This is a genomic window from Pseudomonas sp. S150, assembly GCF_004526365.1.
In the GTDB taxonomy this organism is placed as follows: Bacteria; Pseudomonadota; Gammaproteobacteria; order Pseudomonadales; family Pseudomonadaceae; genus Aquipseudomonas; species Aquipseudomonas putida_A.
Genome location: NZ_CP038207.1, coordinates 2,086,324 through 2,112,464, shown reverse-complemented (window position 1 = coordinate 2,112,464; position 26,141 = coordinate 2,086,324). Strand labels below are relative to the sequence as shown.

The 26,141-nt window shown below is 58.4% G+C and carries 32 protein-coding genes; 5 read left to right on the top strand and 27 right to left on the bottom strand.

Translation table 11 applies throughout. From position 1 onward, the window contains the following. The first annotated feature begins 738 nt into the window (after positions 1-738). Genes E3Z29_RS09835 through E3Z29_RS09825 form a run of 3 tightly spaced genes read left to right on the top strand, consistent with a single transcriptional unit; the run spans position 739 to position 2,764 of the window. Positions 739-1,554 (top strand): TIGR04255 family protein, encoded by an 816-nt coding sequence (locus E3Z29_RS09835; protein ID WP_134785669.1) that lies wholly within the window; start codon positions 739-741, stop codon positions 1,552-1,554. Then, on the top strand, positions 1,532-2,059 hold the full coding sequence (locus E3Z29_RS09830) for a hypothetical protein (protein ID WP_134785668.1): 528 nt from the start codon (positions 1,532-1,534) through the stop codon (positions 2,057-2,059). Before E3Z29_RS09835 ends, E3Z29_RS09830 begins: the two co-directional genes overlap by 23 nt. Next, positions 2,060-2,764, top strand: coding sequence for a hypothetical protein (locus E3Z29_RS09825; protein ID WP_134785667.1), 705 nt, complete (start codon positions 2,060-2,062; stop codon positions 2,762-2,764). It begins immediately after the preceding gene. A 129-nt stretch (positions 2,765-2,893) separates the two neighbouring features. Here the strand turns inward: E3Z29_RS09825 and umuC are convergent, their stop codons facing one another. Continuing rightward, positions 2,894-4,171, bottom strand: a complete 1,278-nt coding sequence (gene umuC / locus E3Z29_RS09820; protein WP_134785666.1) for a translesion error-prone DNA polymerase V subunit UmuC — start codon at positions 4,169-4,171, stop codon at positions 2,894-2,896. Continuing rightward, complete coding sequence (locus tag E3Z29_RS09815) at positions 4,164-4,589, bottom strand: LexA family transcriptional regulator (RefSeq protein ID WP_134785665.1); 426 nt, start codon at positions 4,587-4,589, stop codon at positions 4,164-4,166. Before E3Z29_RS09815 ends, umuC begins: the two co-directional genes overlap by 8 nt. Before the next feature lie 95 nt (positions 4,590-4,684). Between E3Z29_RS09815 and E3Z29_RS09810 the strand changes: the two genes are divergently transcribed. Continuing rightward, positions 4,685-5,389, top strand: coding sequence for an SOS response-associated peptidase family protein (locus E3Z29_RS09810; protein ID WP_134785664.1), 705 nt, complete (start codon positions 4,685-4,687; stop codon positions 5,387-5,389). Between the two features lie 174 nt (positions 5,390-5,563). Then, complete coding sequence (locus E3Z29_RS09805) at positions 5,564-7,309, top strand: hypothetical protein (RefSeq protein ID WP_134785663.1); 1,746 nt, start codon at positions 5,564-5,566, stop codon at positions 7,307-7,309. Positions 7,310-7,358: 49 nt separating this feature from the next. Here E3Z29_RS09805 and E3Z29_RS09800 read toward each other — a convergent pair whose 3' ends face one another. The 25 genes from E3Z29_RS09800 to E3Z29_RS09680 all read right to left on the bottom strand — a co-directional run bounded on the left by E3Z29_RS09800 (position 7,359) and on the right by E3Z29_RS09680 (position 26,141). Then, the gene (locus E3Z29_RS09800; RefSeq protein WP_134785662.1) at positions 7,359-7,907 is read right to left on the bottom strand and encodes a lysis protein; all 549 of its coding nucleotides are present in this window, start codon (positions 7,905-7,907) and stop codon (positions 7,359-7,361) included. Continuing rightward, complete coding sequence (locus E3Z29_RS09795; protein WP_134785661.1) at positions 7,889-8,452, bottom strand: glycoside hydrolase family 19 protein; 564 nt, start codon at positions 8,450-8,452, stop codon at positions 7,889-7,891. Before E3Z29_RS09795 ends, E3Z29_RS09800 begins: the two co-directional genes overlap by 19 nt. Before the next feature lie 30 nt (positions 8,453-8,482). Next, positions 8,483-9,532 carry a phage late control D family protein gene (locus E3Z29_RS09790; protein WP_134785660.1) on the bottom strand — a complete coding sequence of 350 codons (1,050 nt, stop codon included), beginning with the start codon at positions 9,530-9,532 and terminating at the stop codon, positions 8,483-8,485. A 59-nt stretch (positions 9,533-9,591) separates the two neighbouring features. Then, positions 9,592-9,915 (bottom strand): hypothetical protein, encoded by a 324-nt coding sequence (locus E3Z29_RS09785; protein ID WP_134785659.1) that lies wholly within the window; start codon positions 9,913-9,915, stop codon positions 9,592-9,594. 90 nt (positions 9,916-10,005) lie between these two features. After that, positions 10,006-10,212, bottom strand: coding sequence for a tail protein X (locus E3Z29_RS09780; RefSeq protein WP_134785658.1), 207 nt, complete (start codon positions 10,210-10,212; stop codon positions 10,006-10,008). Then, positions 10,187-11,032 carry a phage tail protein gene (locus E3Z29_RS09775; protein WP_134785657.1) on the bottom strand — a complete coding sequence of 282 codons (846 nt, stop codon included), beginning with the start codon at positions 11,030-11,032 and terminating at the stop codon, positions 10,187-10,189. Before E3Z29_RS09775 ends, E3Z29_RS09780 begins: the two co-directional genes overlap by 26 nt. A gap of 9 nt (positions 11,033-11,041) precedes the next feature. Then, positions 11,042-13,486: a phage tail tape measure protein gene (locus E3Z29_RS09770; protein WP_134785656.1), complete on the bottom strand. Its 2,445-nt coding sequence runs from the start codon at positions 13,484-13,486 to the stop codon at positions 11,042-11,044. A gap of 156 nt (positions 13,487-13,642) precedes the next feature. Next, positions 13,643-13,957 carry a phage tail assembly protein gene (locus E3Z29_RS09765; RefSeq protein WP_134785655.1) on the bottom strand — a complete coding sequence of 105 codons (315 nt, stop codon included), beginning with the start codon at positions 13,955-13,957 and terminating at the stop codon, positions 13,643-13,645. A 12-nt stretch (positions 13,958-13,969) separates the two neighbouring features. Next, positions 13,970-14,473 carry a phage major tail tube protein gene (locus E3Z29_RS09760; RefSeq protein ID WP_134785654.1) on the bottom strand — a complete coding sequence of 168 codons (504 nt, stop codon included), beginning with the start codon at positions 14,471-14,473 and terminating at the stop codon, positions 13,970-13,972. Positions 14,474-14,485: 12 nt separating this feature from the next. Further along, positions 14,486-15,652, bottom strand: coding sequence for a phage tail sheath family protein (locus E3Z29_RS09755; RefSeq protein ID WP_134785653.1), 1,167 nt, complete (start codon positions 15,650-15,652; stop codon positions 14,486-14,488). 101 nt (positions 15,653-15,753) lie between these two features. Beyond that, a complete protein-coding gene (locus E3Z29_RS09750) occupies positions 15,754-16,182 on the bottom strand; it encodes a phage tail assembly chaperone (RefSeq protein ID WP_305955836.1) in 429 nt (142 codons plus the stop codon). Between the two features lie 2 nt (positions 16,183-16,184). Further along, positions 16,185-17,726, bottom strand: coding sequence for a phage tail protein (locus E3Z29_RS09745; protein WP_134785651.1), 1,542 nt, complete (start codon positions 17,724-17,726; stop codon positions 16,185-16,187). Beyond that, the gene (locus E3Z29_RS09740; protein WP_134785650.1) at positions 17,723-18,328 is read right to left on the bottom strand and encodes a phage tail protein I; all 606 of its coding nucleotides are present in this window, start codon (positions 18,326-18,328) and stop codon (positions 17,723-17,725) included. The genes E3Z29_RS09745 and E3Z29_RS09740 overlap by 4 nt, the downstream gene beginning before the upstream one ends. Next, positions 18,329-19,213 carry a baseplate J/gp47 family protein gene (locus E3Z29_RS09735; RefSeq protein ID WP_134785649.1) on the bottom strand — a complete coding sequence of 295 codons (885 nt, stop codon included), beginning with the start codon at positions 19,211-19,213 and terminating at the stop codon, positions 18,329-18,331. It abuts the gene before it with no gap. Beyond that, positions 19,210-19,536, bottom strand: a complete 327-nt coding sequence (locus tag E3Z29_RS09730; RefSeq protein WP_085683149.1) for a GPW/gp25 family protein — start codon at positions 19,534-19,536, stop codon at positions 19,210-19,212. The genes E3Z29_RS09735 and E3Z29_RS09730 overlap by 4 nt, the downstream gene beginning before the upstream one ends. A gap of 5 nt (positions 19,537-19,541) precedes the next feature. Beyond that, positions 19,542-19,775: a hypothetical protein gene (locus tag E3Z29_RS09725; RefSeq protein ID WP_134785648.1), complete on the bottom strand. Its 234-nt coding sequence runs from the start codon at positions 19,773-19,775 to the stop codon at positions 19,542-19,544. A gap of 54 nt (positions 19,776-19,829) precedes the next feature. Continuing rightward, complete coding sequence (locus E3Z29_RS09720; RefSeq protein ID WP_134785647.1) at positions 19,830-20,417, bottom strand: phage baseplate assembly protein V; 588 nt, start codon at positions 20,415-20,417, stop codon at positions 19,830-19,832. Continuing rightward, positions 20,414-20,935, bottom strand: a complete 522-nt coding sequence (locus E3Z29_RS09715; protein WP_134785646.1) for a hypothetical protein — start codon at positions 20,933-20,935, stop codon at positions 20,414-20,416. Before E3Z29_RS09715 ends, E3Z29_RS09720 begins: the two co-directional genes overlap by 4 nt. A gap of 1 nt (position 20,936) precedes the next feature. Then, a complete protein-coding gene (locus E3Z29_RS09710) occupies positions 20,937-21,593 on the bottom strand; it encodes a hypothetical protein (protein WP_134785645.1) in 657 nt (218 codons plus the stop codon). Then, a complete protein-coding gene (locus E3Z29_RS09705) occupies positions 21,590-21,910 on the bottom strand; it encodes a hypothetical protein (RefSeq protein WP_134785644.1) in 321 nt (106 codons plus the stop codon). Before E3Z29_RS09705 ends, E3Z29_RS09710 begins: the two co-directional genes overlap by 4 nt. A gap of 2 nt (positions 21,911-21,912) precedes the next feature. After that, a complete protein-coding gene (locus tag E3Z29_RS09700; protein ID WP_134785643.1) occupies positions 21,913-22,908 on the bottom strand; it encodes a major capsid protein in 996 nt (331 codons plus the stop codon). A gap of 62 nt (positions 22,909-22,970) precedes the next feature. Next, positions 22,971-23,315, bottom strand: coding sequence for a head decoration protein (locus E3Z29_RS09695; RefSeq protein WP_134785642.1), 345 nt, complete (start codon positions 23,313-23,315; stop codon positions 22,971-22,973). Then, complete coding sequence (locus E3Z29_RS09690) at positions 23,312-24,454, bottom strand: head maturation protease, ClpP-related (RefSeq protein ID WP_134785641.1); 1,143 nt, start codon at positions 24,452-24,454, stop codon at positions 23,312-23,314. Before E3Z29_RS09690 ends, E3Z29_RS09695 begins: the two co-directional genes overlap by 4 nt. Beyond that, positions 24,451-25,935, bottom strand: coding sequence for a phage portal protein (locus tag E3Z29_RS09685; protein ID WP_134785640.1), 1,485 nt, complete (start codon positions 25,933-25,935; stop codon positions 24,451-24,453). The genes E3Z29_RS09690 and E3Z29_RS09685 overlap by 4 nt, the downstream gene beginning before the upstream one ends. Further along, the gene (locus E3Z29_RS09680; protein ID WP_134785639.1) at positions 25,935-26,141 is read right to left on the bottom strand and encodes a phage head-tail joining protein; all 207 of its coding nucleotides are present in this window, start codon (positions 26,139-26,141) and stop codon (positions 25,935-25,937) included. The genes E3Z29_RS09685 and E3Z29_RS09680 overlap by 1 nt, the downstream gene beginning before the upstream one ends.

The following is a 26,141-nucleotide window of genomic DNA, read 5'->3' as shown; positions in this document are numbered from 1 at the left end:
ACGAACCGGCATCAATCGAGTCACATCCGATTATCGAGTTTTCAACCTCGGGTTCCGGCGACAGGATTTGCTGATTACTCAAGCGAGCAGAAACAAAAAAGCCCCGTAGCTTCTCAGCTACGGGGCTTTTTCTATATATGGCGGAGAGATAGGGATTCGAACCCCTTCCCGTCTCCTTGTGGACCGCTTGAGGCCAGCGGCAGCAATGCTTTTACACTTTTGCGATGGCATCTGGAGGCCTATACCGGCCCTGAGCCTGCCCTAATTTTGCCCTAAACCGCGTACACAACGTCGCTTCAATGCTCTGGGAAAAAATGGGGCTGATAGCGTGAGTGGACCGGCGATGTTCGCCGAGGGCTTTATTTGAGGAGGGCACGTACCACGATCGTTTTCCTTGCCCAAAGTACTGTATGCATATACAGTTTGAAAACGAAATGGCATCAGGAATTTTTCGATCTGCGCCGTCGCCTGCAAACAGGCAGCACTTTGATACTCCCGGTACCTTATGCCGATTTCGACATGGTAAACGGAGCCTACCAGGCAAAGATTCACTCTACGAGGAGCTATGGATTCGCCCTCCTTGATCCCTTACGGATTCGGGCAATCCCGTGCAAAAACTCCCCTGTGAGTCTATAGTCGCCGGTGAATGTATCCGTTTCTACTATTCAGCCCCCCTGTAGCGGTTAATAGTTGAAAGCTACGGGAGCATACTCTCTTTTAGGAAGCGCTTGATTCTTCATGAAAATTGCCTCGACCGACCGAGTTATCTACGGGAAAAACCCTCTGGCAGAGGTTGTGTGCCAGATTCGGTTTCAGCCTTTGGAAATCTCCGATGCCTCGCTTGAGCAGCTTCAGCACTGCTTCAGTGAGAGTGGTTACAGCCAACGGAACGACGAAGTTTCATTCAACGTCGTACTGGAAGCAGCTGAGGACGGTTCTCCACCTGTTCCCCGGACAAGCACTGGCTCTACGATTCGTCACTATTCCAAAACTGACGGGACCTCGAAGGTTTCCATCGGTCCAGAATTTATCGCATACACTTCTACGACTTATCAGAGCTGGGATTCATATGCTCCTGAGTTGTTGAGGGCAGTTTCCTATTTAAATCAAGAAGTTGAAAAGCTGCGTGTAACGCGTATAGGTCTTCGGTACAAAGATGTCATTGAACGCTCAGTGTTAGGCCTTGATGGAACGCCTTGGAATGAGCTTATCAAGCCGTTTCTCTTGGGCCCCCTTGCCCGAAACGCTTTGTTGGACGAAGATGACTTTGACGAAGATTCGATTGAAAGTCAGGTGTCCCAGTCGCTTATACGCCTCGATGAGTGCAAGCTGCTTCTGCAGACTTCACTACTAACCTCTATGGCTGATGGCGCTAGGGCATTCTTGATAGACGCTGATTTTTTTCATGAGGCTGATGGAACAGATGAATCCAGCAATATTATGGAGTCTTCTGAGGAGTTAGAAGCTCTGCTGGAAACTCTGCATAGCAATGCAGGGGCCCTGTTCCGACGCGCAATTACGGAGAAGCTGCATGATGCACTCATCCCTCAGTAATACCTGGTTTCCGGAGATTTCTAGCCGGGAAACTCAGCAGCGCTATCGGACCAAAGTGGATCTCAGCCATGCTTTCGGCATGCCGGAACTGAGCCAAACCCTACGCCAGTTTCGAGAAGTAGCCTTTATGGTAGGTAGCTTCTATTCCGGAGCTGACACGACCCTCAAGGGATACGTCAGGTCCGCGCAGGAGGTATCGACTTACAATAAGCTGCGGACTCTGGTGTCCTCCGAGAACAACCTTTCGGACATCGACAGTTTAACTGTGACCGCAGAGGCTGCGCTCGAGGCAGTTGCTGAATTCGGCCCTGAGATTATTCCTACTAAGGATCTCATCGGCTTACAGATTCATGGAGAACATCTGGCAACACTACTGCGCGCGACTTATGCATGGCGTGACGAAATCTCTGGCTGGAACGAGGCTCTCGACGTCGCCCGTCACGCTTTGTCAGATCAAGGCGTTGATCCTGACGATGCACTCTATGGAATGGTTAAGAGCCTATAAATGGTATTCGGCAGCGTAAACGATGTTGTCTTACCCGAGCACGGGATCGCGCTTGCCCTTTTCCATAGTGACTTGGGCGGGGGGCATCTTGGAATTTTGTTCAACGAGAAAGGTAACAAGCCCAAGCTGATGGAACTCGGGTGGCATCACAAGCTATTCGTATCGGATCTCCCCCACCCTAAGTGCGGGGTAGCCATTCCTCTGGCCCTACCCCCAGCCGCAAGCAAGGGAGTGGTAGCAGTTGTCCGAGCAATTTCTCGAAAGCTGCCAAAGATTTCCTATGGAATCGATTTCATTGCTTCGAAAGGCTCGTTCAACGGCTCTGTCTATACGCCTCCAAAGGGAAGCAATGGCCTCACTTGCGCTTCTTTCGTGCTAGAAGTAATGAGATCAGCTGCAGTTTTGCTCATTCATGAGGATTCTTGGGAACCTTCCCCCTCCAATGCAGAGTGGGCGGCAGAGGTGGTAAAACTTCTGAGAGAGCATGGCGCAGAAGAAAAGCATATTGAAGCGGTTGAGAAAGGCATGAGTAACTTACGGCTGATACCGTTTGAATTAGCAGCTGCTGCTACCCTGCCAATTGAACAGCGACCAGCTACGTACACCGCCGTGCAACAAATCGCTGGTGAACTGAGAAATCATCTCAATCGACTTTGTCCATTGCTGCCGCAACCAATAATGCTGGGTATGTTGCGGGCAGGGTGACGACCTTTGACTTTCGATCGGCCAATGACCACGCCCGCAAAAACTACATCACTTTAGCACTGAGAAACTTGGTCATCTTGGCTTCGGTCAACAAGGGGAAGCGGCTTCCCGATGCTTCGGCTTAATGTGCTAATTGCAAGAGACCTTCCATAATTGATCAAGCTTGGTTGTATAGCTCTGACTCATCATCTCGCGCCGCATTGCCCAATCGGGATTGATCGGCACACCCGCAGACCGCAGTGTTCCCCTACCCCACCTCTCGTTGATCTTATCCAGCACCGTCATCAGCTTCGTCGCCTCGGCCGATTGCGTGGTGGCAAATAGATCCTCGGTGAATTCACCAAGCTGGCACAGGTTGACGAGCATCACCTCTGCCTTGCTGTATTTGAATCCCGGCCGGAATACGCGCTCGACAGCGTTAACGGCGGCGTTTGTCAGCAGGCGCACATCATCCGTGGGATATGGCAGTTCGATCAGGACGCCGTTTGCGTACGTGGCCTCGTCCGGATTAAACATGCCGGTGCGAATGCTGACGCGGATCTTCTTACACAGCGAGTTCTGGGCCCGCAGTTTTTCCGAGGCGCGCATCACATAAGTGGCGACGGCCTCCTTGATCGGGGCCAACTCCGTAAGGCGCTTTCCGAACATCCGGCTGCAGCAGATCTCCTGCTTGGGCGGATCCGGCTCGTCCAATTCAAGACACGCAATGCCAGCCAGCTCTCGGGCGGTTTTCTCGATCACCACGCTGAAGTTTTTCCGTAGCATCCAGGCATCCGCCTTGACCAGATCCATCGCAGTCTTGATGCCCATTCCATCCAGATGCAGCTTCATGCGCCGCCCTACTCCCCAGACCTCAGCCACGTCCGTGTTGCGTAGCACCCAGTCGCGTTTGACCGGGTCGCAGATGTTCACGACGCCACCGGTTTGCGCCTGTAGGCGTTTGGCAGTGTGATTGGCCAGCTTGGCCAGGGTCTTGGTGTGCGCGATGCCGACGCCGACAGGGATGCCTGTGCAGCGCAGCACCTGTCTTCGGATCTTTCGGCCGAGGCCGTCCACGTCGTTGATTCCGGTGAGGTCGACGAAGGCTTCGTCGATGCTGTAGACCTCGACGGCCGGCACCATTGACTCGATCAATGTCATGACGCGTTCGCTCATGTCACCGTACAGCGCGTAGTTCGAGGAGAACGGGACAATGCCGTGTTGCTTGAGTCTGTGTTTGATCTGGAAGTACGGCTCACCCATTTTCACGTAGGGCTTGGCGTCGTAGCTGCGGGCGATGACGCAGCCGTCGTTGTTCGACAGCACCACGATGGGCACTTTGGCCAGGTCTGGTCGGAACACACGTTCACAGCTGGCGTAGAAGCTGTTGCAATCGATCAGGCCGAATACCGGCAGCGGCTTAGACATGGCTGCGCACGCTGCTGGTTATCACACCCCAGATCGCCAGCTCGTCACCTTCAAGGACGTATCGCGGCGGATACTTAGGGTTTTCTGACATCAGGATAACTTCTCTACCGCGAATGCACAGGCGTTTGCACACGGGCTCATTGTTCAACAATGCAATAACGATGTGTCCGTGTGCTGGCTCGATTGATCGATCGACAATGGCCAGGTCTCCCTCAAAGATCCCGACACCTTGCATGCTTTCACCAGTGAGCGACACCAGGTAGACGTGTGGCGCACGAATGTTCAGCACTACGTCCAACGAGATTTGCGCTTCGATGTGATCCGCTGCCGGCGACGGAAATCCGGCAGGCACGCGGAAGAGACACAGCGGCACCTGCGAGCCGCCCTCACTGATAGGACCTAGAATTGAGTAACTCATGACGCACGACTTCCAATACTGTACGAATATACAGTTAACTTTCTGAAAGCCTTGCGGTCAATTTTTGTAGGAAATATCAGATAGGCGGGCAGGCAATGTGCGGACGACTCTCGCAGTACGGCGGCATTCACGACTTCGTTGCCGCCTTGAGCATGCCCAATGCTCTCGTCAACCACATCGGGGATCTAACGCTCGAACGCTACAACGCAGCTCCCACTACACAGCTTGCGCTCTTTCACCAGGAGGAAGGATTTCTGCATGCAGATATGGTCCGCTGGGGATGGCGGCCGCATTGGGCGAAAGATCGTGCAGCCCCCATCAATGCTCGAGTAGAGAAAGTCGCGCATGGCCCGTTTTTCCGTGCCGTCTGGCCGCATCGAGCGATTGTCGCGATCAACAACTGGTTCGAATGGTTGGATGAGGGCGGACCCAAAAAGCAGCCCTACCTGATTCGTCGTAAGGACCGGGCGCCGATCCTTTGCGCTACCATCGGCCAGTACCCCAACTCCAAACATCCGCCAAGTGACCACGACGGGTTCGTTATCATCACCGCCGATAGTGCCGGTGGCATGGTGGATATCCACGACAGACGCCCAGTCGCGCTCTCGCCTGAACTGGCTCGGGAATGGCTGGACCCAGTCACACAAAAAGAACGCGCCGAACAACTGGCGATGTTCGAAGGTGAACCAACGAAAGCATTCGAATGGTTCAAAATTGACCGGCGCATCGGTAATGTGCGCAATCAAGGAGCCGAGCTGGTCAATCTACGATCCTGTTCCGAAGGCGATCATTTTTGCTAGGTGGGGTAACCGGAGCCGTTAATCGGAGAAACCCCAAAAGATTATAGCCCTCATACACTCCCCCGATTCCATTCCGATGATCGACTGTCGTAGATATCCATTGAATGAATAACGCTTTGAAGAAACACCTGCTGACTTGGTCACCGACGAAAAATATTTGCTGGTAAACTAAAAATGAATAAAACGCTCAGCTTTTTTTTTGAAGCACTTAATAGACAAGAAAAAAAATTCCTCCCCAAACTTGAGGCGGACAACCTAGGCCTGTATATACGATCCGCGATCAATGAGCTGGATTGGTACCACTACAATATAAGTAGAAAGGAAAGCCCGTCTTACGATGAGACGGAACAATATTACATCATGAAACTGGGAGTTGGCCGTCTTATACAACTATCATTGGATGCACGACCAACGTTTGACGTGCCAACAATCATGTTTACACGAAAAAAAGAGATAACAATTCCTGTACTAGAGCTTGCTGCCGGCTTGGGCTTTATAGAACACGGCCGTCGCGTTGCACAAACTGTCTCGACTGGCCTTTGCAACATTGAAAGCCCAGATGGAAAAGAATTCATCATCACCTTACCTCCAAAGCTACCAGATGACGAATACTACGAGCGAGAACTTGCAGAGCACTATAGACGAGAGTCCATCAGGCATTTCAATGACACTCGACATTCCATATTTGAAGAAGATCTCGAATCAGATATAGAAAAAATCCTAGAAGAATTGGTCTTCCCCTTCTGCACTCACTTTATAGGGTACGGCGGCGACTCACTACTAGATCATTACTTTTACAGCGTTGCATTTGGCAAACTCCGAACTCTTGAAGGATATGACACCTTTAACCACGCGACACGCTTCGGGGGTATCCAGCTCCAAAATTATGTCATAGCGTTAAACTTCACAAACTCCATATCAATACGACATGAGCGCTTTGCTGAAGCACTTGTAAAAAAAGACCCTAGTATAAAATTAGAAAACATACTCACTATATCAGCTGAAACAGAAAGCTTTATTAAAGTCTTGAGAGATGCAATCAATATTTTTGGCGCTGACAACTTGGACTTCGAAGGAGTTAGCATAGAGGACACTCAACGCATATTTGAAGTCCTTTCATGCAGTCGGAAAAATACTGCTTTACTCGCAAAACCCGGATCCCCTTTCCCCCATCTGATTCAAAGCACGGATCAAGGCTTTATAAGGTCTCTTACTGGTGCAGGCAGCAACACGATGTTACTTCTGCTTGAATCGTTGCGATATCATTACCCAAAAGACTACGACAAAAACCAACAATCTCGTGAAAAATCGATGCAAACCGCTATAAAACGAGTTCTAAATGATGGATTTGAGGGGCTCGAGTACCTCGAAAATATTAAAATAAAGATGGATGGAAAGGTAGTAACAGACATCGACCTAGTAGTCTTGGAAAAGACTTCAGGAACAGTATTTCTTTGTCAGTTGAAATTCCAAGAGCTTTATGGCGACGACCTACACTCAAAACAAATCCGAGGAAAGCGTTTAAAAGAAGAAGCCACTCGTTGGCTTGCCAGCTTAAATGAATGGATTGAACATGTAGGGGAGGCCGGCGTCAGAACCTCTCTTCGGTTACCTAAAGGGTTTCCGAAACTTAACTTATTCAGACTCATCATAGCAAAACATTACAGCTATCCTTTAAAGGATTTAACCCGTCAAAAAAACACGGCACATGCAAACTGGTATCATTTCTTTAACTCCGTAGAACTGACAAAACTAGAAAAACACGCCAGCACAAAGTCATTATCAGATCTAATATCGACAATAAAGAAAACAGAACAACCACATGGTCCTAAAGCGCACAATGACGAACCACTGAGCAACGAGTACATACTAGACGATGATTTGAAATTCAAAATAATCCATAAAACAGATAGTTGTTAACATCTGTCTAAGCTTCACTCCTATCCCTCGTTAGCCTTAGGGGCAAGTGTCAATTATTATTCATAGATGAAACCGCATTGGCGTAGGCCTGACAAGCCGCAAGGGCAATCAGCCCCCGGTCGCCGTCGTCGGTGATGTCGATAATTCGTTGAGCATGCGCCGGGTCAAGTTCGGCTCTTGTGGGGCCATGAACCACGCCGCCGGTAGCGGGGGTGGCTGACAACGATCCGTTGCCGGCGCCGGGGGTGGCGTCGAGTAGGACTGACAAGCGCAGATCAGCAGTGGCAAGGCGGTCGCGCAGGCGACCTTGATCACGTTGGACATCGCTCAAAGCTCGGTAATGGGTTTGTTCACTGGTTGCCAGGCGCTGCTCGAGCGCGAGACGTTTGTCTTGTTCGGCACGCTGCTGCTCGGCCGACGCGAGGGTGATCTGATTGAGAACTTCGGTGTGCAGGCGGCCCTGTTCGGCGAGCTGTTCGCCATAACGCCAGTCTTGGACTTGCCAGGTGATGGCAGCGGATCCGCCGGCCAGAGTGGCCAGCAGCGCCGCGTTGAACAACAACCGATACGGCGCCGGGATTATTTCGCCGAGGCGCATAGTACCGCCCTCGCCCGCTCCCACAACTGCAAGCGATCCTGCAGACCATTCAGCCCGCCGTTGATCTTTCGCGTGATGGCTTCGAATTCGTGTCGATCCGCCAGAGCATTCAGCTCCCGAACCCACCAGAACCACGCGGCCGACTCGGCGGCCCACTGCGGTAGCTCCAGCAACTCAGGCGTACGCAACAAACGCTCGTCGCCGAACAGCGCCAAGCTGCAGCGCAGGTAGTTGTTGTGGCCGGTGATCTGTATCAGCCCCCGGCCACGGTAGCGCTGGCCATCGCCGTCGGCCTCGGGCGTGTTGCCCAGCCGTGCGGCCAGAGTCCCGGTGTCATACTTGCTCAGGTACTGGTCGCCGCCCAGTTCGCGCACGTAATTCAGCTCGCCGGATTCGTGCCCGACCTGGGCGAGAAACGCAGCCTGCCGCTGCGGTGTATTGATCTGCCGGCGGACCATCGCAGCATTGAGCGCAGAAACAAAAACGCCCGCTTGGCGGCGGGCGTTGGGCATGATGCGTTGGAGCTGTTGCTCTGTCAGTGACATGGGGTTCTCCTCGGTTGTGGGACTTCGGCGCTACTGCTTGATCTGAACAACCTTCAGATCCTTCGCCGGCTTTTTCTTCTTGCCTTTGGCTTTCGCCTTGCCCTTCTTGCCGCCGTTGCACTCGACCGTCGTGCTCCAACCAGCCTGGGTGAACACCTGCTCCACGGAGTCGACCAGGTACTCGCCATCAAGTCCGACCTTGAAGCCTTGGGCGTTGATCGATCGCTCAGCAAACAGGTCGGTACGACCTTCCATCTCCAGTCGGACACCGGCCGTGGATCGATTGAATGCAGTGAGGCGGGCTTGGGCAGCAGCTTCGGCGGCTGATTTGTTCGGGTAGATGTGCCGGTCGGTGTGCACCGGCGGCAAGCCGTCTGGTGATTCGTCGTTGTCGAGAGTGACCACGGCGAGCTTGCCGGTCTTCTTGTCCTGGTGCTTGGCCGACACGGCTTTGTGGGTGTTGCGGTCACCAAGCCTGAACTGAAAGCGGCTGACGTCCCGACGATGGATAGTCACTGTTCCCAGCACTTTGCCCGATGCGCTCTCCCCGCCCTGACGTGGCATCACCAACAGCTTGCCATCGGCCACCTTGGCCGTGCAGTCGTACTGCTTGGCCAGACGCGTGATGAAATTGAAGTCCGATTCGTTGAGCTGATCGGCGCGGGGCACCTTGGTCTGCACTGGGCAGACCGCCTGCCATCCGTTGCGAGCGGCGACGTCGGCGACGATCCGCGACAACGGCACGTTTTCCCAACTGCCGCTGCGAGTGGTCTTGCCGCTGCCACGCATGTCGCTGGCCTTGCCGGTGATCACCAATGTGTCCGGCGGGCCGGACAGCTCGATCTCATCAACGACGTAGCGGCCGATGCGGGTCAGTCTGGTTTCTGCGTAGCCCAGGTAGATCTCGATGCTGGCCCCACGCGAGGGCAGAACCACCGCACCGTCGCGGTCATCGATACGCAGCTCGAACTCGTCGGACTCCATGCCGGGTTTATCTGTGGTTTTCAGCTGCAGGAGGCGGTCATTGATCCGCTGGGTGATGTCGGCGCCGTCGGCCACGACACGAAAGATTGGGGTCATTGTTTCGTCCAATAAAAAGCCCGCACAAGGCGGGCTCAGTGGTTTCTACTTTCTGCTGGTCAGTCGATCTTGACGATGGTCAGGCTGTCCTCTCCCACAGCAATAACGCTGTTGCAGACGGGACAGGCAAACACATCGTTCTTAGGATCAACCGGTAGCGATTTGGTGCATGCCGGGCAGTTGCCGACAAGCTGGGTCTCTCGAAAACCAAAAGTCTTGAATAGCACTGCTCCCATCACCCCAATAGCGAGGAGCCATCCGAGTACAGGAATAAAGGCCAGGAGGATCGCACCGATGGTGCCGAAGATGATCCAGTTCAGCCTGTAGTTGAGCTCCCCCCAAATGCTGCGTTTTACTTTCCTTAACTCTGTTGATCTTTCCATGAGGAGCGCCTTAGTCATTCGCAAAAATGACAAGCTTATCGGCGCCCGACGGGCAGGGCAAACCCTGCTAAATCGTGCTCGACATTGCACTCAACCCCACAACATCACCTCACTCTCGTCGGGCGCCGGCAGATCCGGCAGCTCGATCACGATGCCGGCGCGATACGGTTGCGGCTCGTCGGCCAGGCCCTGATTAGCATCCAGCACCGCCTCGACCGTTCCGTTTAGATGCCCATAAGCGTGGTAACACAGGGTATCGAGCAGATCTCCGTCAGATGTTCTGCAGGTCATCGCCATAACGCACAAACTCCAATGTGAACGCCTGCTTGCGCGGGATACCGCCCTGCAGCAGCGCGCTCTGTTCTTCATCGACGCTCTTCAGACACCAGGTGCCGAGCACGTCGCCATAGCCGGTGGTCAGCGTCAGCGGCAGTTGCTGAGCGCCGAGGCTGCGCAGGGTATCTAGTTGCTTGATGCCGCCCTTGAACCCCGGAAAGATCGCGCCTTTAAGGGTGATCTTTTCCTCACCGATGCCCACCGCTTGCTGCGCCGGTCGCCGGGTCAGGCGTTCCTGCGAAGCCCAGCGGTATTCAGTCGAGCGCCGCAGCTCGTCGAAGGCGGCGGTATCCAGGTTGAAGTAATACGGCACCGCTTTGGGGTCCAGGGGCTGCACGATCAGCAGATGCGGGAATGGCTTCACCGCTTCCGGTACCGGCGTCGTGTCACCGGCAAGCGATCCGGTCGGCAGGATGTTCCCCAGCGACGGGCTAACCTTGCCGGCGATCTTGTTGATCGCGGTCGACGCCCGGGCAGCCTGTTCCTTCAGTTGGCCCATGCGCTCATCGATCTCTGACACAGCTCGCGTAGCTTTGTTGTAAGTGGCCACCACCTGCCCGACCTTAGCCTGGGCGGCGTTCACCCCACGCATCACGCGCTGCAGCTTTTCCCCGATTGCCGGACCGACAATCGGGATGCCTTCCAGCTCCGCGGCCGCACCGCTGATTTCGCTGATCGCGCCGTTGACCGGTCCCATCATGCCGTCCAGGCTACGCCGACCGGTCTCCCCTGCTGCTGCCAGTTGCTTGAGCCCTGACTGCAGTTGTTCCATGTAGGCCATCAGCCCTCCTTACACATCCGGTTGGTCGTACAGTTGGCGGTTCTGCAGCTGCTGCGTGGCCTGCTGCATTTGCTGCGCGATGAAGGGCTGCAGCTCCCGCGCCATCTGCGCCGGATCCTTGGCATCGCCCTGCACGGTAATATGCAGCGGCGCCGAGATCTCGACCCGTTGTTCCATCTTCGGCACCTCAGATCTGGCGACAGGCGTTGGTGCGGCCAGCAGCGCAGGCGGGACCGGGGCACTGGCGGGCGCTGCCAACGACCGGGCCACATCGCCCATCGCTGCAGGAGCCAATGGACCAGAGCCTGGCTTGGGATCGAAGGACTTGGCAATGTCGCCCATCACCGGCGGCAGGCTTTTTCCGGCGTTGGCCATCATCAATGGCCCGGCGTCCGGTACGCGCTTGAGCGACTCGTCGGTGCCGAACAGTTTTTTGCCCAGAAAACCTCCCGCCGCATCGCCGCCCATGTAACCGAGGTATCCGCCAATCAAGCCGCCGACGATGTTGCCAATAATCGGGACCGCCGTACCGATGGCAGCACCGGCGGCCGCGCCGGCCAAAGTACCTGCCAGTCCACCCGCTGCCTCGCCGTAGCCTTCGGCCTTTTCGTCCTGAGTCTCGGCATTCTGGTAGGTGTCATAGGCTTTGAAACCGGCGTCGACGACCGCGAGCATCGCCGGCCCCTTGACGCCGTCGGCGATCTTGCCGCCGCGCCCACCGCCTCCGCTGCCGCCGCCCTTACCACCGTTGCTCTTCTTGCCATCGCCGCCATCCAAGTCGCCGGCATCCAGCCCACCCCCAGCCCCTGGCAGGTTGGTGACGATCACCTTTTGCGGAATATTCGGGTTGCCCATCAAGGTGCCACGCCCAAGGTTCATCAGGCCCTTGCCGACCTTGAACGCGCTGACGGCGCCCTTCAGCGCCACCAGTCCAGCGACGGCCGTACCAATGCCCAGCGTGACCCGTGGAAACTCATCGGCAAAAACCGACAGCTTGCGGCTGACGTTGTTGATGCCGTCGGCCACGGCGTCGGTGACCGGTCGGATCGCATCGCCGATACTGCGCATGGCTTCGTCCATGGACTGGGCCATCTCGGACCATTTTTGTGCAGACGTCTGCCGGCGTTCAGCCAAGTTCTTGTCGAGGATCCCGGTGGCTCCGGCCGAGTCCTTTTTCAGCTGGTTGTACAGATCCTTGTTCTGCATGTACGCGGTCAGGGCTGCTTTCACCTGCATGTCAGCGAACAGGTCACCGGTGCGCAAAGCCTCTTCCAGCGACTTCATCATGGCCTTGGCCTTCTCGGGATCGGCCTCTTTACTGATCGCCGCTGTGGCCTTGGCCATCTCGGCAGCCCGCTTCGGATCGGTAGCCTGGATGTATTTCTGGGCCAGGGCAAAGCTGGATTCCAGTGTCGACATGCCGTTTTGCAAACCGGTCTGCATCGAGCCCTTGTAGTCGATACCGGCCTTTTTATAGGCGTCGACCGTCTCGCCGGAACCGATTTTTTCCATCCAATTCTTGAGGTTGTTCGCGGCCTCGTCCGAACCGCCGGCCGTCTTCATCTGCACCTGAAGCATGGCGCCCAACTGCGTCACCGAGTCCATGCCGGTGATGCCCAGCTTGCCCATGCCGGCCAGCAGCTCAGGAAACCACCTGGCCATGTCGAGCGCTTCGAAGCTGCCTGCCTGGCCCTGATAGGCGATGGCTTCCAATGCCTTCTCCATCACTTTGGGGTCAGTGATCTTGGCGTTCTGCCCCAGGGCATTGATCATCTTGGCCGTTTCGGAGCCTTCCGATCCTTGGCCTATGGCAAACTTCGCCGCCGTCGGGGCGTAGGCCAGCGCCTTGTCCAGCTCCATGCCGGCACCGACCAGGGCGTTGACCACTTCGGCCACCTGATTGCGAGCCATGCCGGTATCGCGTGACGTGTCGATCACGGTCTTGGACAGCTGGGCCTCTTCCGGTGAGTTGGCAATGTTGGCCTTGATCGCAATGTCGCGAATGATCGCACCGTAGTCCGCACTGACCTTGGTCGGTATGGCGGCTGCAGCGGTCAGTGCACCGGCCTGACCGAGGGTGCTTTTCAGGCCGGACCGGCCCTCCTCGATCTGCCGATGCCCCAGCGCTTTCAATTCAGCGCCGGCGGCCACGCGCCCCATCGTGGCGTAAGCCTTGCTCAACCGCCCCACCTCAACGCCCTGTTTCTTTAGCAGCGCGAGGTTCTTTTCGTACTTGGCCAGTAGCTTGTCGGCGCCTTCGGCGCCGGTCGTATGCGCCTTGCGCCACTCATCGCGCAGACGCATCGTGTCGCCGATGGTGTTCTGCAGGACTCGGGCCTTGCTGCCAACCGAATCCAGATGTTTGATCTTGCTTTCGACGTCCTTGAACGCTTTGCCTACCGTCGGATCGACGGCGCCGCCAATGACAAAGCCAAGCGCGAGGTTCTTCGCCATGAGCGTGCCTTATGCGTCGGAAAGTGTTGAGCGGTGGCTCAGTCAGAGAGCCACCACACCAGTTCGTTGAAGGGCATGGCCGTGATCTCAGCCGCCGAGAAACCGGTCTCTTTGGCCATGCGTTTGGCCAGAAGCTTCAACGTCGAGCCGTCGCATTTACTCGTCCGTGACCAGGCGAAAATAGCCCGCCTGCAGGCGCAGGTAGTCGACCATTTTCAGTCCCATCAGATCTGCTTCGGGGGTCTGGGTCAGCGAAGCGAACAGCGACATTTCACGTTGCTCCGCGTCACCGTTGGACGACGCTTGTGCCGCCCGAACATCCCGCACGCAGGGCGCGCGCATCATCAGCGTGTCGACGGTCACACCTGACAATTCGGTTGGGTACTTGAGGCTAATCCGAAAGCCATCGTCGGACAGTTGAAGCCATTTAGGCAGGGGCGTTTCAGTGGTCGATTGCATGTCTTGCTTCATGGTTGGATTTCCTTAAAGGCCCAGGGCCGAACGTTCGTCTGCGAGCTGGTCGACACCGTCGATCACCAGCACCATGCCGACCATGTCGATCTCGTAAATCAATCGACCGCCGACTTCGAGCTTGTAGTAGGTCAGCGCCATGTTGTGTTTGGTCTCGGCTTTCTCACCGGCCTTCCAGTCGCCCATGTCGACCTCTTTCAGGCCACCGCGCATGGTGACGATGACCGGGGTGACCTTGCCCTGGAGGCCCTTGAACGTGCCGCGAAATACGGCATTGCAGGCGGTGCGGTCGGACAGTCCGAACCACTTCAGCGCCTCACGGCGCACGCCGTTGGTGGTGAATCCGGATTCAAGCTTTTCCACTCCGACCGGGATCTCGATCTCGCCGGCCATCCCGCCGCCCCGGTAGGTTTCGGTTTTCAGCACGACCTTGGGCAGGGTCACGCTCGGCACATCGCCGGCAAAACTCACGCCGTCGATAAACGCCGCGCAGTTGGACAAAACTTCAGGTTTCATCAGGTGGCCTCCTTAGGCGGCTTCAAGCACTTCGGTCATCCATTGGTTGGTGACTTCGAAGAGAAAATTTGGGTTCTCGGCCGGCGGTACGTCGGTGAAGCGGATTCGCCAGTACACCTTGCCCTGCTCGATCTGGCTGGCTGTGTTCAGTTCTTCATCGGCGAACACTTCGAAGTTGATCACCGCGCCCTGATTTTTCAGGTCGCGCATGAAGGCTTCCAGGCCGTCGGTAACGTCCTTGACGTAGGTCTTGGTGATCGAGCGGTCGACCGCCCATTTGTGGCCGGCCTGCACCGCGTCCATGAGAATGAACAATGTGCGTACACGGGTGACGAACGCCCATTTCGGATCGCTCGACAGGGTGCGGTTGCCCCACAGCCGGTAGCCGTCATCGCGAATGATCGTGGTGATATTGGCGTTGTTGAGCAGGTTGGCCCGGCAGGTTTCGTCGCCGTCCAGGTACTCGACCGCGCGAGTGGTACCGGTGATGCCAGTGAGCTCCTTGTTCGAAGGCGAGGCCCAGAAACCGTAGGTCGCGTCAGTCCAGGCAAACAAGCCGGCGGTCCATGCCGATCCCGGCGCATCAACCGTCTTGCTGGTATCGGTGTCCCAGAACTGCACGCCAGGGTCGACCATGAACAGGTTGCGGCTGCCGAAGTTATCGGCGTAGGCCATGGCGGCCTCATCGGTGGTGCACGGTCCATCGATGATGGCGATGGCTCGCAGCTTCTGCGCGAGACCGTCCATCGCCGTCGCTATCGCCTGAGTGGCCGAATGACCGGGTGCGATCAGCAATCGCGGCTGGGCGTTGAACAAGCTCTTGCCATCGAGCAGCGCCTGCAGGCCAGTACGCTGACCTGACACCAAGACGCCACCGATGATCGCCGAGGTCTGCAGCGCCGGGTCGTCCATCTTCGGCACACCGATAGCGACGATTACCGCCTTGGCCTTGGTGTAGATCGCCTGGCAAGCCTTGGTGATCGCAGCCCCCGCGCCGAAGGCGGCAATGGCCTCGCGCTCGGTGGTGATCAATTTGAGCTCGCCGGCCTTGGCGGTACCGCCGCCAACTAGCCCAGGGGTGAAGGTGTCGCACAGGCCGATGATCGACGAGGACGGCAGGGAGATGGTACGTGCGCCGGTATCGACCGAGGTGGTCGTGACGCCGTGAAAGAAACTCATAGAGGTCAGTCTCCAGAATGACAAAGCCCCGCATGAGCGGGGCAGTGAAGGTGTTCGTTTTACACATGGCAGAAACAAAACGCCCCGTCAGTGCGGGGCGTTTATTGGACTTGCTCGATCAGCCAAGGCGGCGCGAGTGGGCGGTGATCGACCAGGGGGAATTGCTCGCCTTGCGGCCAGTCGCGCAGCAGGCGGCGGTAGCCTTGCAGCTCGGCATATTGCTTCGGCGTGATCGAGGTCGACCCGCCTTCCTCGACCTCGTCGCGATGGCGTGCAACCAGAAGGTCAGTAGCCGCCAATTGTCGATCCCGCCAAACACGCTCAGCGGCAGCCAGCACCTCAGCGCTAGGCGGTGGCCGATCAACTAGGATAGGGTCGCCGAACTCGTCAGCAGCGACGACCATCCCAGCAGATTGGCCAGCCAGAATTGCGCGACGGCGCTCATCGGAAACCTCAACGCCATCATCTGGAATCACCTCATTGATGGTGCTGTCATAAAAGCCAAGCTCAACCGCACTGAAGAAGATCACGATCAATATCCCCATACACGCCAAAATACGGACTGAGTTATCGCAACGTTCGGCCCCGTGTTCGCGTTGACTAAAAGAGTGCTGAGACTGCTGCCGTTCCTTCTCACGCCTGCGGTGGAAAACTCAGCAGCGCCTGCTGCTGCCGCGACGGGTACAGAGACCAAGGCCCCGAGAATCGCGTTAGGGAATGCGACGGGAAGAACAACGGTCTGCTCGTTGTTGTCCGCAACGGCCACGGCTCCCCACTGCTCGATCAGACCCGAGGGGAACTTTTGGTACCCGTTACCAGCAAGCAACGAAGCGCCTGAGCCACCAACCGCCGAGTAGACTCCGTTGCCAAATACAATGAACTCCATCATCACCCCAGCAGCGAGGACGATGGTAGGCCCTGACGGGGTGTTGTTCGCACCGGCGATGGTTCCGCCACCGGCGACCACCACCGCGACCGCGCCGGTTGTTGACGCAGCGATAGTGAATTTAGATCCGAACGGCAGCGTTGTTGTAGCCGGTAGAGTTACCGTTGCGGCGCCGGTTATCGTGATGTACTTACCCACATCACTCAGGGGTAGCACGGTCGAACCTGAATAAACCGAGACACCCGCGAGGCTACCCATCGAGCGCTGCACAAATTCGGTTGTGGCAAGTTTCGATGAGTTATCAAATTGCGGCTGTGTGTTGGCAGTCGGGTTAACCAATGCCGGAGCGTTGATTGGCGCAAAGCCTTGCGTCACGTTCTGAAACGTCAGCGCCGTGGTGCCCAGAACGATTGCCCCGTCCGTGATCAACTGCCAACGAGTATCAGCCTGGGTTGCGCCTTGCTCGACCGACACCAGCAGTGCCGAAGTCACTTCGGCATTGTTGTCAGCGTCCGTCGCCCTGGCCCACGCACCCGTCGCCGGCACAACGTATATGCCATTGTCTTTAGCCAAGGTTTGGTTTTTCGCCAATACCCGATCACCGGCCGCCAGCATGACACCGTCGACGATCTGCAACCCCGTTAACGCGATATTACCCGTGGTGGCGACGCGCACGGACTGCTTGCTGTCGAGCTTGTACAGTTCTTCCAGAATCTTCGCGTCGACGTACTCGCGAGTCGCCAGCACCACCGCCGGGTCAATCTTGAGCGTGATGTTACCGGTACTGGTGACAACGAAGTTCATCCGCACGATCTGCGTGCGGCCCGAGCCCTGCGACAGCAGAGGCTTGAAGCTGGGCGCACAGTTGGCCACCGCTACCAGGTCACCGTCCGAGTCGTACAGTCCGATCTCACGGATCCACTTACCGCCCTCATCGGCCGGGATAACCTGTTCGGCGATGATGATCGCCGGATTGTTCGGGTCGACCTTCAGCTGATTCAATGGCCGGCGCCGCCATTCGTTGATCAGTTTGGTTTGCAGTCGATCAGGGATGGGATCGGTGCCGTTAGCATCGCCAACGCCCATTTGGCTGATCAGCCAGGGAACACCGAGTGCATCGGCATTCGCTTGCTTCGCCTCTCCGACCTTGGTCAGGATGGCGAAAAATTGCGAGTTCGCATCAATCATTGGTAAACGTCCAGAGTGTCTACGGAGTGTTCGCGCCCTACCACGCCAAAGCTGCCGGTGACTTCGATGTCACGCATCACGGGTGGGTACACGTCGATTACGTCGCCTTCGTACAGGGCGACACTGATGTTCAGGTTGCCTTGGGTTTCGAGGCTGATGGCGAGTCCGGTGAGTTGCCGGCTGACCGGTTTGGCGTCGTCGATCAAGCGTTCGAGTTCGAGGTACATTTCCTCGGTGATGCCGGTGTCGAGGACGCCGACCTTCAAGGCGAAGGTACCCGGCACCCCTTCCGGCACGGTCTGCCACCACTCCAGCACCTCGATCAGATAGCCCAGCGGCTCGACCACCCGACGTAGCGCACCGATGGTGCCTTTGTGCTTGTGGATGTAGAACGAGGCCTTGATCGCGGCGCGCTTGACCGGTTCCGGCCACTCAGGATCCCAGCGGTCGACCGACCAGGCCCAGGCCAGATGTGGTAGCAGATGCACCGGACAGGTGTCAGGGTTGTACAGCGTGCGCAGCGGGATCAATGTGGTTTCGGCGAAGGCTGCCTCGATACCCCGTTCCAAGGGCGTGCTATTGAGCGGTAGGAGACTGCGCATTCAACCTCCCAGCACGACGGTGTAACCCGTGCAGTAAGCGGCCTGCGCCTTTGTGGGTTTTAAATCCTGCCAATCCTTGAGCTCGACCCGGCCGACGCCGGCGACATGCAGCTGCGCATCGACACCGGACCGGGCCACCTCGACGCCCAGCCGGCGCCGGGGATTGATCCAGGCTTCCAGTCGGCGGATCGCCTCCGTAAGCGCCGCGTCATTCTCCGGGCCGGCACCTTTCATGTGCAGCACGGCGTCGACGCGATACCGCAGGATCTCGGCGCCGCGCACGGTGACGCGGTCGCCCACCGGCCGCACGTCATCGTCATTCACAGCCGCAGCGACAAGGGCCAGCAACTCCAGCCCAGCCGTGCCGTCGCCTTCCAGTCCCAGCACCGTGACGTCGACGCAGGCCGGCGCCGGGCTTTCCGCCGTGGCGTCAGCAACCAGCGCCGAGGCGTTGCGGGCATGCAGGATGTAGCTGTTGCGCGGGCCGGCCGTGGTCAACCCTTCATAGGCCAGTTGCACCCGTTCACGCAATGCATCGTGGGACTCCATCACCGCCTCAACCGGCGGCACGGCCAACGGATCCGCTGCCTGGATTACCAGACGCTTGAGATTGACGTTGGCGGCCAGGTGATCCAGATCAGTGCCGGTGGCATAGGCCAACAACTGGGCCTTGGCCGCGTCGTTGACTCGCGCCCGATTGCCGAGCTTGATGTAGCTGCCGACCTCCAACAGCTTGGTCACCGGGTCGCTCTCCAGCGAAGCTGTCCAGTTCTGCCCCATGTGCCCACGGAACATGCCCAGCGCTTCGCTGTAGGTATCCTCAAAGTCCAGCGGCTCCAGCACGTCCGGCGCCGGCAGCTCAGACAGATCTACCAGGGTACTCATACCCACACCTCCAACGTGCCGCGTTCACCGAGGTATTCGCCGCTGATCTTGAAATTGATTTTGCCGCCAAGGACGGAGACAACCACGATGCGCTCAAGCTTGAGTCGCGGCTCCCATTGGTTGAGCGCCCGCACGGCCTCAGCCTGCGCCGCGCTTTTCCAACCTTCGTTGATAGGCAGGTCGACCATGCGCCGCAGCTTGCTGCCGTACTCCGGCCGTTCGCGACGGCTTAGCAGCGGTGTGCCGAGGATGTCCGCAACCGACTGACGTAAATGCTCGATACCGGAGATGGGCTGCCCGGTGTGGCGATCCATTCCGATCATCGGTTCTACTCCTTGAAATGCTCGTATTCAGGGTGGGCCTTCAGGTATTTCAGCGCGACGTCATCGCCCGCCTCGACCGAGACCAGGCTCTTGATCACGGGAAGCGTGCGACCATCCGGAAGGATCACCGTGCGCGAGGTGTACAGGGTGTCGCGAAAGGTGAGCGACGAGGCGGCCGAGATCGGCTGGATAACAGCGGCAGAATCCTGCGTCGTTGAATCGTCTTGAGGTTTGGTCATGATTGCTCCGGGCATTAAAAAGCCCGCGCTGGGCGGGCCGGATTGAAAGATTCGCTAGTGCTTGTGGTGGTTGCTGTTGCCGGTGGTGTCCAGAATCGCGCCGTCGCTGGTGATGTCCCCGGTGACGTGCAGCAGTCCCTCAATATTGACCGGCCCCTTGATGTTCACCGTGGCTTGGAGATCGATCGTTCCCGACTTCACCGTGACAGCGTTATCGGTGACCTCGGCCTGGGTCGCCCCGACCTTGATGGCGACCGTGCCGGTCGGCAGGGTGATGCTGTAAATGCTGTCCTGCCAGTCGTACACCAAGCGCCCGCCATCCTCGAAATGCCAGACTTCGACATGGTCGCGGTTGTCCGGTGGTGGGCCGCCGTTACCGTACAGGCCAGGAATGAAGGTGCCCTGCGCCACGTCGCCGCTGGCACTGATCAGGGTGCCCTGCTCGTTCAGGCTGGGCGCTCGCCAATGCCGCGCCTTACCAGCCGCGATGCTGTGCCAGCGCACCCAGCCGCTGACCCATTCGCCGTCCGAGACACGGCAGGCTGGTGGTGAAGCGGTAAGGTCGACTGCAACCACGTAGCAGTCTTTGACCAAGCCGGCGAGCATGCGGTCGTGCTGCGCGGCGACGTAACTGGCACTCATGGCACGTCCTCCGGACGGAATGGGCCATCGCCTGGTTCGATGTTCAGCAACAAGGTGCCCGGTGGCTGATCCGGCCATGGCCATTCGGCGTCACCGAGGTAGATCTGCTGCGTCCACACCACGACCCAGACGGTGTAGCCGTCCAGCTCGGGTTTGGTCCAGTCGGGCATGGCCTGCACGAACTCGGCCGGTTCGACCGCCACACCCCAGCTCTGCATGCGCAGTAGCGCGCCAAGATGACCGGCCAGAAACACCGCCTGCTGATGGTGATCCGGCTGGATAGGATCGGTGATCACCCGCGCCTCGAACTTACAGGCCAAACCGGTCTCGCCCGTTCCCGGGTCAAGGCCTGGTTCCATCTCGGCCAGTTCGATCAGCACCGCCGGCAACGGTAGGCGATCCAGGTCATTCGGCCACATGGCCACGGCCTGCAGACCCGGGAAGTGATCCTGAATGCGCCGCTCAATGGCTTGATACAACTGCTCAAGACTGAACGGCTCGCCGACTTGATTCGTCACGTCATTTCCCCCTCAGGTGCTTCTGCAGCTCAAAGTTGAGTTCCTGCTGCAGGACGTGCAGCAACTGTTCGTCGGCCTTGCGGATCCAGCTTTCGAAGTGTGGCCGCGCCTGCTCCAGCGACACCTTGGCTTTTGCCAGAGGAAAGCGGCTGCCGTGTTCGGCGATCCAGCCCGAACTGGCCCCGCCCGCCCCGCTGACATCACTGTCGGGGTAGTCACTGGCGTCGAAATGCTTGCTGGCCGTGCGGATCCAGACATCCGCACTGTTGCCGTAGACCTTCTTGAAGAACGCCCCCTGAAAGCGCCGACCTGCCACCGACACACCGGACCGACTCTGCCGAGGACGACCGATGCGGCTGGCTTCCATGGCGTTGAGGCCGAACCACAGCTTGCCGCTGTTCGCACCACCGCTGACCGGGTAAGCTCGCAGCCGCTGCCGCACAGCAGCAACCGCAATACGCTCCTGTCGGCCAACGGCGCGAGCGATTTGCGTGGCGAGCCAGCGCAGGGTTTTGTTGATGGCTCGCCGCTGTGCCGCAGCAGCGGCCTTGGGCACCAGAGCGGCGAAATCCTGAAAGGCTTTCAGATCTGCCGCCGAGGTCTGCAAGGAGATCATCCCGCCGCCGGCCGAGGGTTTGAAGTAGCTACCGACACTCATGGTCGTTTCCTCAAGATCAAGGCGACCAATCCGTCACCGCCCGGCTCCAGCTGCATCAGGTCGTAGTCACCGCCCCCATCCAACGCCGGCAAATCAACGGTGACCAGCAGCCCTTTTTTCAGGCCGTGCGAATCACGGACACGGATCTCGAACTTCGGCTCGCGCAACGCCGTTTTGAGGCTGCCCATCTTGGGTTGCATCCACGGTGCCGCGAACATGCCGAGCACCGGTTCGTCGTAGCCCTCGATCCGGGCCGTGTCGCCGAGGGTTTCGAACACCGTGTCGTCGATGTCTTCCAGCAACTCCCGGAATGCCATGGTTAAAGCTCCAGGAGAATCTGCGCCCGTGGTCGTGTGCACAGGTGCAGCGGATTGGACTGGGCTTCACCGGCCATGCCTTTCTTGAACGGCAACGGTTCGATCATGCTGTAATACGGAATGCCTTGGGTATTGACCGTTTCCATGTAATCAGCCGGCGCGAACACCGAGATGTACAGATCCGGGACGCCTTCTGGGATCAGCAGCGCCTTGTCGTCGTGCACGAACGACACACCGGCCACCTTGCCACGGTAACGTTCCCAGATGATGCCGCCGAATTCGAAACTTTCGCGAGCATCGCCGCGCAGGGCTGCTGCCTGCTGGCTGTTGAGGTAGGTCTCCTTGACCGACTTGTGAACGATCAACTTGTTCCAGAAGTTCTTACCGCAGAAGGCGCGAGCCCCAGTACTGGTCACGCTACCGAGCGCATCTTCCTGCATATCCAGGGCTTCACCGCATTTAACCCGCAGCTCAGTGCTCGGATCTGCCAACCCCATCGGCAGCTTCTGACGTTGCACCCCGAAGCGGTCATAGAGGTCCAACAGGACCGTCGAGCCATCGGCGTCGAGGATCTGACCATTCAATGCGCCCATACGCTGGAACTCGTGCGTGGCGTCCAACTGGCGCCGCGCCTTGGCCAGGCGTGCATTAACTACGTCCTGCACAGCCTGCAGCTCAGTGCGGGTACCGAAGGCGCGGATACCTTGAATCTCGTCAGCCTTGATGGTGAAGCGCTCCGGCAGGTGCACGGTGTTGAACGGGATCAGATTGCGCTTGCTGCCTGCGACCACCAGGCCGGACGTGCCACGCTCACCCGCCGGCACCAGGGCCAGAGTGTCGCCGTCCTTTTCAATCTGCACGGTCAGAGTGGTGATGCCTTCCTCGCGAAACAGACCCAGCGCGCTGATGCGCCCCGGCAAGTAAGGCTGATCGTTGAGTGCAGCGGTCAGCGAATCGACGCTGAAAGCTTCGTCGTCAAAAATGGCGATATCGGCCATGGGTACTCTCCAGAAACGAAAAATCCCGCACACGGCGGGATGCGTACAAAAGAAGGATCGACTTAGCGGACGATCACGAAATGAGTGGCGAGGGCTTTCTCGGCGGCCGGATCCAGGCCGGTCAGGTGTGCTTCGCTGACCTCGGCCAACCGCACCACGGCGCGACCGCGACGAACGACGTCCGATTCGCCGAGTGGGCCGTAGAGAATGGCGACGGCGTTTTCCGTGCCGTCTTCGGCGGTCGGGTTGTATGGGGCGAACTCACTGGTCGTAGCCACCAGGCCGAGGATTTGACCCGGCTCTAGCGCCGGACCAGCCGCAACATTGATGGCTTCTCGCGAGATGGTCCCGGCGCCCTCGGACAGCAGGAACTCGCCTGCATGCATCGGTTCGCGTTTGATGGTCATGGTCTTGCTCCTTTAGAGGCTTGAGATTGAGCGGCCTGACGTGCCGCCCAGATCGACGGCGGATCGGGTTGTTTGGCTTGAATTTTGGGAGCCGGGTCTTCGTTCTGTGGCAGGCTGTTGTCGATCTCGAAGCCTCCGCCCTTCCCGACGACTTTGTCGAAGAGCCGCGCGCGTACGGCGCTGGTATCCAGTCCGGCCTGCACAAACTCCACCGCAAACTCGGGCAGCCGGGCGGCTACGCACAGATCGCGAATCGATTTGGCCTGAGTGATGGCGACCTTCACGGTCGCCTCATCGACCAACTTGGTGGTGGCCAGCAGTGGCTCGATGAGGTTGCTCATTCCGCCTTGGTTACAAGACTTGCTGATCATCAGAGCCAGCGCCGCCGCATCCGCACCAGGCTCTGGTGGATCAGGATCGTCGATTGCCGGCTCGGTCGGTTTCTCGGGCTCGTTGAGCAGATCCAGCAGCGCCTGGGGCGTGTGCTGGTATTTCTGCATCACCGTGCCCTGCCCCAGGCATGCCTTGATCTGCACACCGTCGCCAACTTCGTCAGCCAACCCGAGGGCCACCGCTTCACGGGCGGTGAGCCAGGTTTCGGCATTGACCAGGCGCCGCAATTCGACCTCGTCGATGTTTGGCGCCTTGGCCTTGTAGGCCGTGATGATGAGCTCCAGCGCTTGATCCAGCGCGGTCGCCACCTTGCGCATATCCTCGGCATCACCCGAGGCATATGTCCATGGGTTGTGAATCATCAGCGCGGCGTTTTCTGCCACCACCACCCGATGAGCGCCGCAGACTGCAACGCTCGCGGCACTGGCCGCGAGAGCATCGACCCGGCCGGTGCAGCGCTCGCCCAAACGCTTCAGGGCGTTGTGAATAGCCAGGCCGTCGAACAGATCGCCGCCGATGCTGTTGAATGCCACGACAATCGATGAAGTCCCGTCATCCAGGGCGGCCAGATCGCGCACGAACTGATTGGCGGTAATGCCCCAGGTGCCGATCTCGCCATAGACGTACACCTCGATAGTGCGTTGTTCGGCTTCCCCGCTAGCCCGGAGGCTGTACCAGTGTTTGTCTTGCACGGGCAGTTGCCCGTCGAGTTTGTTGAAGATCCGTAGTGGGAGCGGCGGTTTCATGGTTTCTCCTGGTCGTCAGGGTGTGCATCGACCTCGACGAGCGTTCGGTAATTGAGGCCCAGGGTGCGGGCACGTTGGGCGTCAGCCGCGTTCTCCGCGTCGACGGCTTCGGCGTCGTAGCCTGTGCGCAGGCACATCTCACTGCGCGAGGCGAATCCGGCGTTGACCTCCAGCATTCGCGCTTGCACGTCCTGTACTGGTTGGATGTAGGCCCAGCCTTGCGGCACCCAGCGAGTGCGCAGAAATTCGCGGCGGCGACTGGCGTAGTCCGGTAGGTCAATCACCCCAGCCAGCACGGCCATGTCTAACCACGCGGCGCGTACCGGCCGGCAGAGCTGGTGGATGTAGACGTTGAATTGCAGCTGTTCGAGTCGGCGTCGGAACTCGTTCAGCACCACTCGCAGCGCCCGGTCGTTGATGCCTTTCATGTCACCGGTGAGGATCTCGTAAGGTGTGTCGGTGCCGGCTGCTGCGGCCATCAGTTGCTGACGCATGAAGTCCGGGTAGTTGTTGCCGGCGTCCGGTGGTTTGGAGAACTCGACCTCCTCACCGGCGCCCAGCTCCTGCATGGTGCCGGGCTCCAGCGCGACCATCGGCGTAAAGCCGTCGCGGTCGGTGGCGATCAACTGGCCGGTGACCGGGTCACGAGGTACCTGCCCCATCTCCGGCGACGGACGCTTGATGAAGCCGGCGAACAGATTGGAGACCTCCTGCCGGAACAGCACCGCGTCGTCGTAGTTGTCCAGGCTGCGCAGCCGCTTGAGGACTGGCGACATACGCGGCACGCCGCGTAGCTGGCCCGGCTCCAGTGGTTCGAAGATGTGCAGCACCTGGGTAGCCGGCACGCGTACCAGTTGGTTGTAGCCGCTGTTGAGCGATGACGCATCACGCGGATGCGAGCGGTACATCCAATAGGCCACACGCTTGCCGGCTGGGTTGAACTCGATCCCGGCGCGGATGATGTTGCCGTCGCGGGTGGTTTCAAATTTATCGTGCGGTACAAACTCGGGTGCAAGGGTCTGCAACTGCAGCGGCACGACCAAGCCCTCGTCGAGACCACGCGGACGAAGCCGGACAAAGCACTCGCCCGCCGTTTCGACGGTGCGAGCCACGAGCGCCTGTTGACCGTAGAAGTCACATAGGCCGTCAGCGTCGGACTCGTCGGCCCAGTCCTCCCACAACTCCTGCAACAGGTTGCGCAGTTCTTCGTCCTTCACCTCCGGGCGCGGCGTGATGCCGGTGCCGATCAGGTTGCTGACGCGTTTGTTGATCGCGTTGGCCGCATACGGGTCATTGCGCACCGCTGCGCGCGATCGGGCTCGCAGGTTGCGTAGCGCCGGGGTGTTGATGCTGTTGATGCCGTTATCGGAAGCATCCCAACTGGCCGAACGACGGCCCTCTCCGGCGCCTTCGTAGCTGGCCTTGATGTTCGATGGCAGCAAAAATCCGCTACGCGTCAGGGCCGGAAATTGTCGAGACATCAGATTCCCTTGCCTCCGTGACTGAGCCGCACGACACGCGAGCGCGGAGCGGCAGCGCTGATTAGCGAACTGCGGATTTCTTCACGTGCGCGGAGCAGTTCGTCGACGTCGCGGTATTCCACCGTTCGGTCGCTGTAGCGCACGGTCTTTTCGCCACGCGCAATCGCACGCTCGATAGCTTCGAGGTGTTTCTGGGTAAAGGACAT

What these genes read in the sequence shown, in the direction of transcription:
- E3Z29_RS09835 (WP_134785669.1), top strand. Translation starts at nt 739, where the DNA reads ATGAAAATTGCCTCGACCGACCGAGTTATCTACGGGAAAAACCCTCTG.
- E3Z29_RS09830 (WP_134785668.1), top strand. Translation starts at nt 1,532, where the DNA reads ATGATGCACTCATCCCTCAGTAATACCTGGTTTCCGGAGATTTCTAGC.
- E3Z29_RS09825 (WP_134785667.1), top strand. Translation starts at nt 2,060, where the DNA reads ATGGTATTCGGCAGCGTAAACGATGTTGTCTTACCCGAGCACGGGATC.
- umuC (WP_134785666.1), bottom strand. Translation starts at nt 4,171, where the DNA reads ATGTCTAAGCCGCTGCCGGTATTCGGCCTGATCGATTGCAACAGCTTC.
- E3Z29_RS09815 (WP_134785665.1), bottom strand. Translation starts at nt 4,589, where the DNA reads ATGAGTTACTCAATTCTAGGTCCTATCAGTGAGGGCGGCTCGCAGGTG.
- E3Z29_RS09810 (WP_134785664.1), top strand. Translation starts at nt 4,685, where the DNA reads ATGTGCGGACGACTCTCGCAGTACGGCGGCATTCACGACTTCGTTGCC.
- E3Z29_RS09805 (WP_134785663.1), top strand. Translation starts at nt 5,564, where the DNA reads ATGAATAAAACGCTCAGCTTTTTTTTTGAAGCACTTAATAGACAAGAA.
- E3Z29_RS09800 (WP_134785662.1), bottom strand. Translation starts at nt 7,907, where the DNA reads ATGCGCCTCGGCGAAATAATCCCGGCGCCGTATCGGTTGTTGTTCAAC.
- E3Z29_RS09795 (WP_134785661.1), bottom strand. Translation starts at nt 8,452, where the DNA reads ATGTCACTGACAGAGCAACAGCTCCAACGCATCATGCCCAACGCCCGC.
- E3Z29_RS09790 (WP_134785660.1), bottom strand. Translation starts at nt 9,532, where the DNA reads ATGACCCCAATCTTTCGTGTCGTGGCCGACGGCGCCGACATCACCCAG.
- E3Z29_RS09785 (WP_134785659.1), bottom strand. Translation starts at nt 9,915, where the DNA reads ATGGAAAGATCAACAGAGTTAAGGAAAGTAAAACGCAGCATTTGGGGG.
- E3Z29_RS09780 (WP_134785658.1), bottom strand. Translation starts at nt 10,212, where the DNA reads ATGGCGATGACCTGCAGAACATCTGACGGAGATCTGCTCGATACCCTG.
- E3Z29_RS09775 (WP_134785657.1), bottom strand. Translation starts at nt 11,032, where the DNA reads ATGGCCTACATGGAACAACTGCAGTCAGGGCTCAAGCAACTGGCAGCA.
- E3Z29_RS09770 (WP_134785656.1), bottom strand. Translation starts at nt 13,486, where the DNA reads ATGGCGAAGAACCTCGCGCTTGGCTTTGTCATTGGCGGCGCCGTCGAT.
- E3Z29_RS09765 (WP_134785655.1), bottom strand. Translation starts at nt 13,957, where the DNA reads ATGAAGCAAGACATGCAATCGACCACTGAAACGCCCCTGCCTAAATGG.
- E3Z29_RS09760 (WP_134785654.1), bottom strand. Translation starts at nt 14,473, where the DNA reads ATGAAACCTGAAGTTTTGTCCAACTGCGCGGCGTTTATCGACGGCGTG.
- E3Z29_RS09755 (WP_134785653.1), bottom strand. Translation starts at nt 15,652, where the DNA reads ATGAGTTTCTTTCACGGCGTCACGACCACCTCGGTCGATACCGGCGCA.
- E3Z29_RS09745 (WP_134785651.1), bottom strand. Translation starts at nt 17,726, where the DNA reads ATGATTGATGCGAACTCGCAATTTTTCGCCATCCTGACCAAGGTCGGA.
- E3Z29_RS09740 (WP_134785650.1), bottom strand. Translation starts at nt 18,328, where the DNA reads ATGCGCAGTCTCCTACCGCTCAATAGCACGCCCTTGGAACGGGGTATC.
- E3Z29_RS09735 (WP_134785649.1), bottom strand. Translation starts at nt 19,213, where the DNA reads ATGAGTACCCTGGTAGATCTGTCTGAGCTGCCGGCGCCGGACGTGCTG.
- E3Z29_RS09730 (WP_085683149.1), bottom strand. Translation starts at nt 19,536, where the DNA reads ATGATCGGAATGGATCGCCACACCGGGCAGCCCATCTCCGGTATCGAG.
- E3Z29_RS09725 (WP_134785648.1), bottom strand. Translation starts at nt 19,775, where the DNA reads ATGACCAAACCTCAAGACGATTCAACGACGCAGGATTCTGCCGCTGTT.
- E3Z29_RS09720 (WP_134785647.1), bottom strand. Translation starts at nt 20,417, where the DNA reads ATGAGTGCCAGTTACGTCGCCGCGCAGCACGACCGCATGCTCGCCGGC.
- E3Z29_RS09710 (WP_134785645.1), bottom strand. Translation starts at nt 21,593, where the DNA reads ATGAGTGTCGGTAGCTACTTCAAACCCTCGGCCGGCGGCGGGATGATC.
- E3Z29_RS09705 (WP_134785644.1), bottom strand. Translation starts at nt 21,910, where the DNA reads ATGGCATTCCGGGAGTTGCTGGAAGACATCGACGACACGGTGTTCGAA.
- E3Z29_RS09700 (WP_134785643.1), bottom strand. Translation starts at nt 22,908, where the DNA reads ATGGCCGATATCGCCATTTTTGACGACGAAGCTTTCAGCGTCGATTCG.
- E3Z29_RS09695 (WP_134785642.1), bottom strand. Translation starts at nt 23,315, where the DNA reads ATGACCATCAAACGCGAACCGATGCATGCAGGCGAGTTCCTGCTGTCC.
- E3Z29_RS09690 (WP_134785641.1), bottom strand. Translation starts at nt 24,454, where the DNA reads ATGAAACCGCCGCTCCCACTACGGATCTTCAACAAACTCGACGGGCAA.
- E3Z29_RS09685 (WP_134785640.1), bottom strand. Translation starts at nt 25,935, where the DNA reads ATGTCTCGACAATTTCCGGCCCTGACGCGTAGCGGATTTTTGCTGCCA.
- E3Z29_RS09680 (WP_134785639.1), bottom strand. Translation starts at nt 26,141, where the DNA reads ATGTCCTTTACCCAGAAACACCTCGAAGCTATCGAGCGTGCGATTGCG.